General features: G+C 34.0%; 12 protein-coding genes. 9 read left to right on the top strand and 3 right to left on the bottom strand.

The features are described from left to right. The first annotated feature begins 24 nt into the window (after positions 1 to 24). The 7 genes from QSH13_RS11765 to QSH13_RS11735 all read left to right on the top strand — a co-directional run bounded on the left by QSH13_RS11765 (position 25) and on the right by QSH13_RS11735 (position 5,822). Positions 25 to 783 (top strand): fimbria/pilus periplasmic chaperone, encoded by a 759-nt coding sequence (locus tag QSH13_RS11765; RefSeq protein ID WP_109397021.1) that lies wholly within the window; start codon positions 25 to 27, stop codon positions 781 to 783. A gap of 11 nt (positions 784 to 794) precedes the next feature. Beyond that, a complete protein-coding gene (locus tag QSH13_RS11760) occupies positions 795 to 1,352 on the top strand; it encodes a fimbrial protein (RefSeq protein WP_286039157.1) in 558 nt (185 codons plus the stop codon). Positions 1,353 to 1,394: 42 nt separating this feature from the next. After that, a complete protein-coding gene (locus QSH13_RS11755; protein WP_369961648.1) occupies positions 1,395 to 1,859 on the top strand; it encodes a fimbrial protein in 465 nt (154 codons plus the stop codon). A gap of 10 nt (positions 1,860 to 1,869) precedes the next feature. Continuing rightward, complete coding sequence (locus tag QSH13_RS11750) at positions 1,870 to 2,421, top strand: fimbrial protein (RefSeq protein WP_109397018.1); 552 nt, start codon at positions 1,870 to 1,872, stop codon at positions 2,419 to 2,421. Between the two features lie 20 nt (positions 2,422 to 2,441). Next, the gene (locus tag QSH13_RS11745) at positions 2,442 to 3,293 is read left to right on the top strand and encodes an MrpH family fimbial adhesin (RefSeq protein ID WP_109397017.1); all 852 of its coding nucleotides are present in this window, start codon (positions 2,442 to 2,444) and stop codon (positions 3,291 to 3,293) included. A gap of 21 nt (positions 3,294 to 3,314) precedes the next feature. Continuing rightward, positions 3,315 to 3,632: a helix-turn-helix domain-containing protein gene (locus QSH13_RS11740; protein WP_109397016.1), complete on the top strand. Its 318-nt coding sequence runs from the start codon at positions 3,315 to 3,317 to the stop codon at positions 3,630 to 3,632. Between the two features lie 615 nt (positions 3,633 to 4,247). Then, complete coding sequence (locus QSH13_RS11735) at positions 4,248 to 5,822, top strand: AbgT family transporter (protein WP_109397015.1); 1,575 nt, start codon at positions 4,248 to 4,250, stop codon at positions 5,820 to 5,822. Positions 5,823 to 5,880: 58 nt separating this feature from the next. On the opposite strand, the gene QSH13_RS11730 is transcribed toward QSH13_RS11735, so the two are convergent. Beyond that, a complete protein-coding gene (locus tag QSH13_RS11730; protein ID WP_196544865.1) occupies positions 5,881 to 6,273 on the bottom strand; it encodes a DnaJ family domain-containing protein in 393 nt (130 codons plus the stop codon). Positions 6,274 to 6,402: 129 nt separating this feature from the next. Here QSH13_RS11730 and QSH13_RS11725 point away from each other — a divergent pair, with 129 nt between their 5' ends. Then, positions 6,403 to 6,741: a carboxymuconolactone decarboxylase family protein gene (locus tag QSH13_RS11725; protein WP_109397013.1), complete on the top strand. Its 339-nt coding sequence runs from the start codon at positions 6,403 to 6,405 to the stop codon at positions 6,739 to 6,741. A 385-nt stretch (positions 6,742 to 7,126) separates the two neighbouring features. Then, a complete protein-coding gene (gene arnT, locus QSH13_RS11720; RefSeq protein ID WP_286039158.1) occupies positions 7,127 to 8,773 on the top strand; it encodes a lipid IV(A) 4-amino-4-deoxy-L-arabinosyltransferase in 1,647 nt (548 codons plus the stop codon). A 489-nt stretch (positions 8,774 to 9,262) separates the two neighbouring features. Here arnT and QSH13_RS11715 read toward each other — a convergent pair whose 3' ends face one another. Continuing rightward, positions 9,263 to 10,612 carry a TolC family outer membrane protein gene (locus tag QSH13_RS11715; RefSeq protein ID WP_286039159.1) on the bottom strand — a complete coding sequence of 450 codons (1,350 nt, stop codon included), beginning with the start codon at positions 10,610 to 10,612 and terminating at the stop codon, positions 9,263 to 9,265. Between the two features lie 2 nt (positions 10,613 to 10,614). Beyond that, positions 10,615 to 11,940, bottom strand: coding sequence for an HlyD family type I secretion periplasmic adaptor subunit (locus QSH13_RS11710; protein ID WP_286039160.1), 1,326 nt, complete (start codon positions 11,938 to 11,940; stop codon positions 10,615 to 10,617). Positions 11,941 to 11,948: the final 8 nt, after the last annotated feature.

The raw sequence follows: 11,948 nt of genomic DNA, 5'->3' as shown, positions 1-11,948 counted from the left end.
TTATAAACAAAAGAGTAATTAAAGATGATGTTATTAAAGCGCTCATTCATTGTAGCAACCACATTATTGACGGGCATGGTATTTACTCAACAAGCTATTGCTGCGATTGCATTGGATAGAACTCGTGTCATTTTTAATGGAGCTGATAAATCAGTTAGCCTTAATGTCAGTAATCAAAATAAAGATCTGCCTTATTTAGCTCAAGGTTGGATGGAAGATGTAAATGGACAAAAAGTGGAAAGTCCATTAATCGTGCTGCCACCGATTCAACGTATTGAACCAGGTGATAAAAGCCAAATAAAAATACAGGCATTGCCTGATGTATCTAAATTGCCTCAAGACAGGGAAAGTGTGTTCTATTTTAACTTGCGTGAGATTCCACCACGTAGTGATAAGCCAAATGTACTGCAAATTGCATTACAAACACGAATTAAATTGTTTTATCGCCCTACTGCGATTTATGCGACACAAACGGATTTAACAAATCCATGGCAGGAAAAAATTACCCTAACGAAAAAAGGGGATACCTATCAAGTTAATAATCCAACCCCTTACTTTGTAACAATCGTTGATGGGTTAACTGGGTTAAAAGGTGAAAGTATTACCGGGTTTACGCCTTTAATGGTTGATCCAAAAAGTAGTGCGGACCTTAATTTGAAAGCCTCTACACTTGGTGCCTCACCGGTATTAAGTTATATCAACGATTATGGTGGACGCCCTCGTTTGAAATTTAGTTGTAGTGGTAATGAGTGCAAGGTTGTAGAAACAGCAATCGGAAATTAATAGGTTTATTTATGGATATGGAACAGCGGTTTAACACAAGCAAAGCAGTGTTGATTTTATTAATGACAACATTTACTGGTGTCCTGAGTTCGACTGCTGTTGCAAATACATCATCAAGTATGTTCGCACCTAAAGCGGTTAGCGTTTCACCAGGCATGGTTCCTGTAAATATTACAGGTTATGTTATCGCTCCTCCGCCTTGTGTTATTAATAATGGGCAAATGGTTGAGGTTAATTTTGGTGAGATAATGAGTACCAGAATTGATGGTAGCAACTATAAACAGCCTGTTGTCTATAAAGTTGAATGTACAAAAATGCCAACTAATATGATGAAAATCTCGGTAGGTGGCAATAGTACAGGTTTTGATAGCAATGCGTTAAGAACTAATATCACAGGATTAGGGGTTCGTATTCTTTATCAAAATAAAACATTACGTTTAGGGCAGACGATAAACTTTACTTATCCTAATGCTCCTACTCTTGAAGCAATTCCTGTTCGTGATTATTCAGCAAAATTAACGGGCGGTGATTTTAGTGCTACTGCAACGCTTCGTGTGGAATACCAGTAAGGAGTCTGAATGATGTATAGCAAATTGAAAAATGTTTGTTTGATGACTCTACTTGTAATAGCCCCATTATCAGTGAGCGCAGCAGATGAACCTAATATGAAATTATTTGGCACATTATTAATTCCGCCTCCTTGTGTGATTGAAGATAATAACTTAATTGAAGTTTATTTTGGTCACAATGTTGGTATTCATAGAATTGACGGGATTAATTACACCCAACCAGTTAATTATAGATTAAAGTGCGATCCCAATATTAAAGGATGGGATTTGGGGCTTTCTATTATTGGTCCTAAAAGTCAGTTTGATGATGCAGGATTACAAACCAATATTACAGATTTAGCCATTCATATGACGCGAAATGGTGAGCCTTTTATTTTAAATGAGCGCTTTGTTATCTCACCGGATAAGCCACCTATTATTCAAGCTGTTCCGGTAAAAAAACCGGGAAGTACCTTAGTAGAAGGTCCATTTGAAGTAACAGCAACGTTGCTCGCAGAATATCAATAGGAGTGTGAAAATGAAGCTTAAAACATTGTCGCTTCCTGTTATTTGCGGGCTTACGCTTTTAATAGGAATATTTACAACAGCCAATGCAGCACCGAATAATATGCGACTTTATGGCACATTGGTTGATGAACCTTGTGTGATTAAGCCGGGTGATGAAACCATTTCACTTGAATTCGGTAATGTGCCTGATAAAACATTCTATATTGGTGCAGGAAGAACAAATAGCCAAAACTTTCAAATTCATTTATCAGAATGTGATCTTTCGATTAATAAAAAAGTGAGAGTGACATTTAGTGGTACTGAAAATCAGGCAATGGTTGGGCAGGGGTTTCTTGCTTTAAGTGCCGGAAGCCAAGCTGAAGGTATTGCTATCGGATTAGAAAACTCAGATGGTACACCGCTACGGATTAATCAAGAAACCAGCAATATCGCCTTAAATTCAGGGGATTCGATTTTAAGGTTTCGAGCCTTTATACAAGCAGAGCCTAATGCTATTGCCAATGAATCAATAAAACGAGGCCGTTTTAGTGCAATAGCCACATTCCACCTGAATTATGATTAATCCTTAAGATTGAGGTTAATATGTTTACCCCAAAACGATTATCAGCATTATTTGTATTTAGTATGATGATGTTATTTTCAACATCATCAATGGCGGCAATTTTCTCTTATATAACTGAATCTAAGCTTGTTGGTGCAAAAGGTGCTGACTACACCTTTATTATTCAACGTTGGGATCCAGAACCTCCCTCTACATTAAATCCATGTTATGGAACGAAAAGATGTTATATCACGATTAACCACCGACACGAAGCTGATGGTTCAGGCGGTACAGCAACAAAAGTGATATTAAATAATGCACAAAATTATCGCACTATGGAACAATTACGCGAAGCCGTTTTGGCTAAATTAGCGTTACCTTATGGCCCTAGAAAAGCCGTACACAGAGGGGTTGATCCCTCTCTTCTTCAGGAATGTGTGGGATTATTTTATCAAGAAGAGTCAAGTGGTATTGCTAAGAGTGGCCGTCTATTGCCTGGATCCTCTTGTGGTATAGCGCCTCCTCCAGTGGGTGCTTGTCAAATCATTGATGGTTCAGTGAATTTAGACTATGGCGAAATTAATGAAAACGAATTAAATAATGCACGCCGTTCAAAAAATATCAATATCACATGCAATAAAGATATGAGTGTAAAAGTGATTGCAACAGGTATGGTCAGCGATCGTATACCTTTACGCTCAGATAATAGCTTATATGCAAATTTATATTTAGGAACCCTTAATGGGGAATATCCAGGGGAAGACGGCGCAATTATTTTTGTTCCTAAAGGTAGAGCGACATCGGTATCAGTCAGTTCTGTATTACATACAAATGGTCGTGTTGATGCAGGATTTTTCTCAGGCTCTGGTGCGCTTATTTTAACATTACCATAGTCGGTTATATAAGGTTAAAGCATGATGGATTATGATCTTATAAACATCAATGTGAATGAGCTAGTTGGTAAAAGAATACAGAAAAAACGTAAAGAGCTTGGCTATACCGGCGTCCACATTGCCGATAAATTAGGAATTAGCCAACAACAGTTTTCACGTTATGAGCGTGGATTAAATAAAATAGATTTGAGTTACCTTGTGATATTGGCCATCTATTTAAAAACGCCCATTTACTGGTTTTTTGAAGATTGTTTTCATATTGAAGAAGAGATTGAAGATAGACACGCAAGTAAGTGTATATACTTTACGGCGGAATCTACGCCAGATATTATCTTCTAATCAACAAAGATTTTCTCATTGAGTGGTAGATAAAGAGGGTAAGGTTATTCTTACCCTCTTTTTTTATCTTTAAAATATCTACGACATAGTTTTTTTTATATCTATTTTACGATTTCTAATTTTCTTTTTTAGACCAGCAATTCTTTATTCTATGTATAATAATACGTTCAATATCTACTGCAAAATCACTTGCAAATGTTACAAATAATCTAAAGTTTTAACCTAATCTGACCATTTATTCGTCATTGTTTTTTCTTTTATAGTAATTACAACCGTTACTATCAGGTTTACCTGAGTATTTAATCGTTTCTGATTATTAATTTAAGGTATTTTTATCTATCATGGGTTAATAAATAATCACAAATATGTTAAAAAATGTTACCTTATGCACATTTTTTAATTTTAGATATTATAAATTAATTTTAATGTAAGTGATCTGAAATTGTATTAATTTCTTTTATTTTATTGTTTATTAACATAAAAAATATTTAATTTGATAATTTTACACTGGTATTTATCTAAAATAATGTGCTTATAAATAGTATTAACAGATAGTCATAATAAAAAGGGTTGTGTACTGTGCATTTTCTGTTTTTTTTATAAAAAGGATAAATGATGCAAACAAAAAAACAGGGAGGCAGTCGCTTTCTACGCACAGTGGAATGGCTTGGAAATGCGCTACCCCATCCCGTTATTTTATTTATTATTTTAATTGCTATTTTACTTGTCTCTTCTGCAGTTGGTGAATACTTCGGTGTTACGGTACAAGATCCCCGACCAGAAGGTGCCAAAGGACGCGCAGAAGATGGCTATATTCACATTATTAGTCTGCTAGATGCAGATGGTATTCGTCGTATATTGGCAAATATTGTCACAAACTTTACAGGGTTTGCACCATTAGGTACGGTGCTGGTGGCGTTATTAGGTGTCGGTATTGCTGAACGTGCAGGTTTATTATCTGCGGTTATGCGTTTAGTGGTAATGAAAGCGCCACGTAAAATGACCACTATGGCAATTGTTTTTGCCGGTATTATGTCTAATACTGCGGCTGAATTAGGTTATGTCGTACTAATACCGTTATCAGCAATTATCTTCCATTCGTTAGGACGGCATCCTCTTGCTGGTTTAGCGGCTGCATTTGCAGGGGTTTCTGGTGGTTATTCTGCTAACTTACTTTTAGGGACGATAGATCCATTATTATCAGGTATTACGCAGCAAGCAGCGCGCATTATAGATCCAACTTATATCGTTGGTGCTGAAGCAAACTGGTACTTTATGTTTGTCAGTACATTCCTTATTACTTTCTTAGGTTACTTCATTACAGAAAAAATCGTTGAGCCTCAACTAGGGCCTTATAACGGTAATGAACTTGATGATGAAGAAAATGATTTAAGGAATGCTGCTGAAGTTACACCACTAGAAAAAAGAGCATTATGGGCGGCAACAGGAACCTTTATTATTATGGGGGCGATTTTAGCGCTAACGGTTGTTCCTGAAAACGGCATATTGAGAAACCAAGAGACAGGGCTAATTGGTAATTCTCCTTTCTTAAAATCTATTGTTGTCTTTATTTTCTTATTCTTTGCAATTCCGGGTATTGTTTATGGATGGATTGCTAAGACAATGCGTACAGATAAAGATATCGTTGATGCTATGGCGAATTCGATGAGTACGCTTGGGCTCTATTTAGTGATTATTTTCTTTGCGGCTCAGTTTGTTGCGTTCTTTGGTTGGACAAATATCGGTCAGGTTATTGCTGTTAAGGGTGCAGCACTACTTAATAGCATTGATATGCCAAGTGGATTACTGTTCTTAGGGTTTATTTTAATCTGTGCATTTATTAACTTAATGATTGGTTCAGCATCAGCACAATGGGCGGTAACCGCACCTATCTTTGTACCAATGTTAATGCTTGCAGGTTATGCACCAGAGACAATCCAAGCAGCCTATCGAATAGGAGATTCTGTCACTAATATCATTACACCAATGATGAGTTATTTTGGTTTGATATTAGCCGTTGCAACAAAATATAAGAAAGACACAGGCATTGGCACGATGATCTCTATGATGTTGCCATATTCCATTATTTTCTTAATTGGTTGGTCATTATTATTCTACTTATGGGTATTTGTATTTAACTTACCTGTAGGGCCAGGTTCACCAACGTACTATTCTCCAACAGCAGGTTAATTTTCTGCGATGAAAAAAGCTTATACAAGGATGTATAAGCTTTTTCTATTTTGAAATTTCATTCTTTTTGATCGGTTTCTTTTTTATGATTTGCCAATTTTTCTGTTAGTTGTGTAGCATAGTCTGCATGTAAAAATTGAGTATTTAATCCTGCCTGTTGCAATTTCAACTCAAGTAATGCCAAACGTTTTTGCAGTGATTCGTGTTCTGTTCCTGTTCCATTTAGTGTGCTTAGGATCTCAGCTAGAGATAAGGCTTCTTTTCTATCTTGCATTTCAGGGGGTAAAAAACCTGCATTTTTTAATAAATGATAGCTTGCTCTCAATGACTCTGGAACATGGCTATTATCATCAAGGATCAACGGTTTTCCTTCGCCTTTAAGTGACGAAAGTTCTCCTTTTTGTAATGCTTTTTCGATATGGCGTTCAGCCCACTCATCTAAAATAGACACTTTAAACCTCTTTTTCGGTAACTATCATAATAGAAAAGATCACCTTAGATTAAATTGACTTGCTTAGATTATATAATTTGATATTATGTTTTTATATTATATAAATAAATATATTGTAAGGGATCAAAAATGAGCAAGTACAAAGAAATAGTAACAGACATTGCCAGCAACATGGGGACATTGTCTCAAAATATTCCAGACGTAATGAAAGCTTTTATGAGCACGACAAAAGCGGGTGGTAAAGAAGGTGCTTTAGATGCAAAAACGAAGGAATTGATCGCTATTGCGATTGCTGTTGCAAATCGTTGTGATGGTTGTATTGGTTTTCATACAAAAACACTTGTAGAGCTCGGTACAACAGAACAAGAACTTGCTGAAGCATTAGGTGTTGCTATTTATATGGGCGGAGGCCCTTCAGTTATGTATGCGTCTAACACCATGGGTGCTTTTAAAGAGTTTAGTAAATAAGAACTTTATTATCATATAATTTAATAAAGCAATCAAAAACCAGAATAAATTCCTTCTGGTTTTTTGTTTATCTGTTGTTTATGTTTGGTTTTTACCTTCTATTTTTTTATTTTAATACTAATTAGATTAATCTTTTGATAAAAAAACTCATTGCTACTAATAAAAGATTAATGATGCATAATTTAACTTTCAAACTGAATTACAGTTTATCATATTGATTAATATTGAAGATCCTGCTTTTTGACACTCTTTATCTTTGGTTAAAAATAAAGCAATACATTAATTAATTATAATTTAATAAATAATAATTGAATCTTTTATAGGATAGCTATTCTAAGTGAATGGTTCGTATAAAGTGATATTGTTTTATTTTGACGAGGAATATATGCGTGTTGATTTTGTAGAAAGATATAAATGGTTTCTACTTTTTATTTTTATACTTTTAACTTATTTCATTCCTCTCGAAACGCGACTACTCTGGCAACCAGATGAGATCCGCTATGCTGAAATTAGTCGAGAAATGCTTGTATCAGGTAATTGGTCTGTACCTTACATGCTGGATATTCGCTATTTTGAAAAGCCAGTGTTGGGGTATTGGCTTAACAGTATTGCACAATGGTTATTTGGTGGTGGTAATTTTTCTGTTCGTATTGTCGTTGTCACTTCAACTTTATTAACTGGCTTATTTGTTTATCGTGCTGCGATGCTAGTTTGGCATAACCGTAATTTGGCGTTTAATGCACTGGTCGTGTTTTTATCCTCGTTTCTTGTATTAGCTATTGGTACCTATAATATTCTTGATCCTATTGTGACAATGTTTGTCACTATTGCGATGTATTATTTTTTAAGTGGATTATCTGCACAGAATAGAAAATCAAAAATCAGCGCTTATCTTTTAGTTGGTGTTTTCTGTGGATTAGGTTTTTTAACTAAAGGTTTTATTGCTGTTGTATTACCGGCATTAGTTTTTGTTGTAACTGCAATTAGCTTATCTCGTTTTAAAGAAGTCCTTTGTTATGCACCAATAGCGCTTATTTCTATGCTTATTATTGCTGGCCCATGGGTTATTTCAGTTGCGCTTCAAGCTCCTGATTATTGGCACTATTTCTTTTGGATTGAGCATGTTCAACGCTTTGTTGAAAAAGGAACAGCAAGATCACAACCTATGTGGTTTTATTTACCTATTATTATTTTGGGTATTTTGCCTTGGTTAGGATTCTTATTTGGGGCTATTAAATCAGCTATTTTATTGAAAAAAGGAACTCTTTATTTTTCGTTTTGGTTATTTCTATTTTTTGCTTTTTTTTCTGCCTCTAGCGGTAAGTTATTAACCTATATGTTACCTTGCTTTGTGCCACTTTCTATCTTGATTGCACATTACATAGAAGAACTAAGAAATAAACAAAATGAGAAAATTCATAATATTAATGCGATCATAAATACACTTTTTGGGCTTGTAGGTGTCTCTATTATTGTTTATTCACTTTTCTCTACACGATTTACGTTATATGAAACCAATGAGCAATATAAAATATTGCTGGGTATTGCTGGCTTTTTATGCTGGAGTGTGATGGGAATTGCTTCATTCTTTAAACCTACACGGTTACTGACTTTATTTTGCTCGATAGGATTAAGTCTAGTAATTGGATATGCTATTCCTCATAAAGTAGAAAGCAAAAGCACTCCTGAAAAGGTAATTAATCACTATTATAGTGAGCTAGCAAATAAGCCTTATCTTTTAACAGATGAAGTTGGGATTGGTACGTCTTTAGCATGGGGTTTAAAACGCACTGATATTCGTTTAACAGAGACGAAAGGAGAGTTGGCTTATGGTCTAGCATACCCTGATGTGCAAAATAAATATTATGATCTTAAGCAACTAGTTAATTTAATTGAAGAGAATAACTATCAAGGAATTGCGATTATTTTAGTTCGTCCAGAGCGAAAAGAGATATTATCTATTATAAGCCAGTTAAAGGTAAAACCTATTGTAGAAAAGCAGGGCGATTTAACATTTGTTTTCTTTAATTAACTGATTTTAAAATTATTTCTTTTTTACAAGATGGTTATAAAAGAGCAAATAAATTTAACTTTTAAAATGACATAGATTTGATTTTTTGTGTTGTTTTTATGTGATCAAAGTCCAAAAATGGATTTTGTTGAAAAATATATTTTGCTCTTTTTGGTTTTAATGGTAGGTTTAAAATGTGTCCATTAAATCGGAGTTAGCTAAGCATTATATGACAAGTCACTTTACTTTATCAGAACCCCCGCCCAAACAAAATGTACTTATGAATGGGGGTAATTTATGCTGATTTTCCTAGCTGAGTGTTTTATCGGTCTAGCATCAATTGCTCTTACTCACCGTGTATTAACGTTGTACGGTAATAAAAAGAAGTGATGATACCCGCTAGCTAAAATAAGTAATTAACGATTGCTTATAATTAAAAGTCCTATATCTACACACGATCTAGGACTTTTATAATTATATTCATATATGTTATCAAAGAAATTATCAACTCTATTGAAAATAGCCTTCAATTAATTTTATTTTTTCAATATCTAATGTATTAGTATATTGATGTAATAATGCCCAAGCCTGAATGTAATCATATTTAGCTTTAATTAAATCTTGTTGAGAACGATATAATAATTCTTCAGCATTAAGAACATCAACCATTGTTCTCTGCCCGCCAATATAACTTTTTTGAGTTGCATCTAATTGCAATTTTGCAGAGGAAACAGATTGCTCATAGGCATTCAATTTAATGCTACTAGTTGTACATATTTGGTATTGATGACGTAATTCTTGCGTGATTTGTTGGATAATGGCATCTCTTTCAAAAGCACTCATTTGATACAAGGCAGTAGATTGGCGCATTGAAGCTGTTGTTTTTCCACCATTAAATAAAGGCAAGCTGACATAAAATCCAACGTTTGCTGATTGATATTTTTGATTTACGGTATTATTGCTATCAGAATCACTATTAGAATAAGAAGCATAGAGTTGCACTGTTGGGAAAAATTCACCTCTATTTTTTTCTACTTCTTGTTTTGCTATTGCCATTTCATAACGGGCTGTTTGAATATTGAGGTTGTTTTGCATAACCTCATTTTCCCATGATTCGTAATTATTGGGTGTGATAGGTTGTAATATAAAACTATTATTACTTAATTTCGCTATATGTTCTGCGTAAGGCAATGGCGTGCCAATCATTGAACTTAGTTTATTTTTAGCATTATCTAACTCAAGCTGGATATCCGTATATTGAGATTGAGTTAAATATAATCGTGTTTGGATCTCTGAAATATCAGTTATAGTCCCTTCACCTAATTCGAATAAACGCTGACTTGATGTTAGTTGCTTTTTATAAATTTCTTGCTGTGAAAGATTTAATAATAATTTATCCTGCGCATAAGCCAATTCTATATAATTATCCACTAATCTGATCACAAGCTCAGAAAATTTCACTTGATAACGGCTGTCTGATAATAATGTTTTGATTATTGATGATTTATAATCACTAAATGCGGTGTAATCAAAAAGCGGTTGGCTAATAATTGCACTGACAGAATGGCTTTGATAGTTTTGATATTCTGTTCTTTCTATTTCTCCTTGATTCGTATTAATAGGATAAACTTTTCGTTGCCAATTTCGAGGGTTATTTTGATAGTTTACATGTATACTTGGAAGTAATTGTGATAACCCAATATTCTCATACTCTTTACCCGCAATCTGCTCTTTAATCGCAGCATTAAATGTAGGGTCATTTTTTATTGCTAAGAAATAGAGATCGGAAAGTGTGATCGCAAAAGCGTGAAAACTTAGCATCCATATAAATAAAATGATAGAGAGTTTTTTTATTCGCATTATTATTCTTCCGTCAATGAAGTGTGGATCCTATCTAAAACAGGCTTGAAGAGATAATTTAGTAATGAACGATCACCTGTATTAATAAATACATCAACCGGCATTCCTGCCTTTAATTTATTTTTATCATCTGTAAGAAGATTATTATCTTTAACATTAATAAACACTTGGTAATAAGGTTCTGTTGTTCTTTCATCAATCAGTCTATCCGCTGAGATTAATGTTACCTCTCCAGGAATTTTAGGTGTTGTATTTTGATTGAATGCACTAAACATTAAATCAACAGGAAGACCAAGAGTAACTTTATCAATAAGGTGAGGAGCTAAGCGTGCCTCAATAATTAATTGATGATCTTGAGGAACGACTTCCATTAATGTTTGACCTGTTCTTACAACACCACCTTGAGTAAAAACAGATAAATCCATTACTATTCCCGAAATGGGTGCAGTAATTTGCATCTTTTTTAGTTTATCTATTTCAATGATAAGTTGTTTTTCTGTTTCACTTATTTGTAACTGAACTTGGTTAAGTTCAGTACGTGCTGATTGGTAAAAATTAGCATTACGCTGCAATATTTTTTGCTGGTATTCCAATTTTTGTTTTTCTAATGTACTTATTTGCCCATATGTATCATTAAGATGGTTATTATTTTCAGCGAGTTCTCGCTCAATTTCTTGATAACGATGACGAGGAATATAACCCTCATTGGCAAGTGTGTATAAATCTTTGATCTGTTTTTGTAGGCTATTAATTTGATGCTGTTTATTTAGCGTAGATTTTTTTAAATGAACTAAGCGATTAGAAATACCATCAATAATCGCATTGTAGCCATTTATTTCACTATGCAATTCAATATACTTTTCATTAAGTAATTTATTTTGTAGTTGGGATAATTTATTTAAATTTTCCGAATGAGAATAATATTTTTCATTAGGGTCTAGGATAAATTCTGTTTTTTCATTTAATTGAGCATATAAGCGTTGTTGAGTAACAAGTAAATTATCATATTGTTCTGATAAGGATTTTACTAAGGCTTTTGATTGAATAGGACTTAATTGAATAAGCGTTTGCCCTTCGACTACGTTATCGCCATTCTTCACTAAAATGTCAGTAATAATACCTTCTATTGAAGCTTGAACACTCTTTTTATTACCCGAAATTGAAACATTACCTTTCGTAGAGACGCCTTTATCTAAAGGTGCAAAGGCTGCCCAAAAAATAAAAATAGCAAGACCTAAAAGAATAACTGACCATCCTATTATTAAGAATTTTCTAGGATCATCTGAAATACCATGAACAATATCGATTTCATTTTTTTTTGTGATCATAATAGTCT

It is taken from the genome of Proteus faecis (assembly GCF_030286765.1).
Taxonomy (GTDB): Bacteria; Pseudomonadota; Gammaproteobacteria; order Enterobacterales; family Enterobacteriaceae; genus Proteus; species Proteus faecis.
Note: the sequence above shows the minus strand (reverse complement) of the source record. Positions and strands in the feature narration are given on the sequence as shown.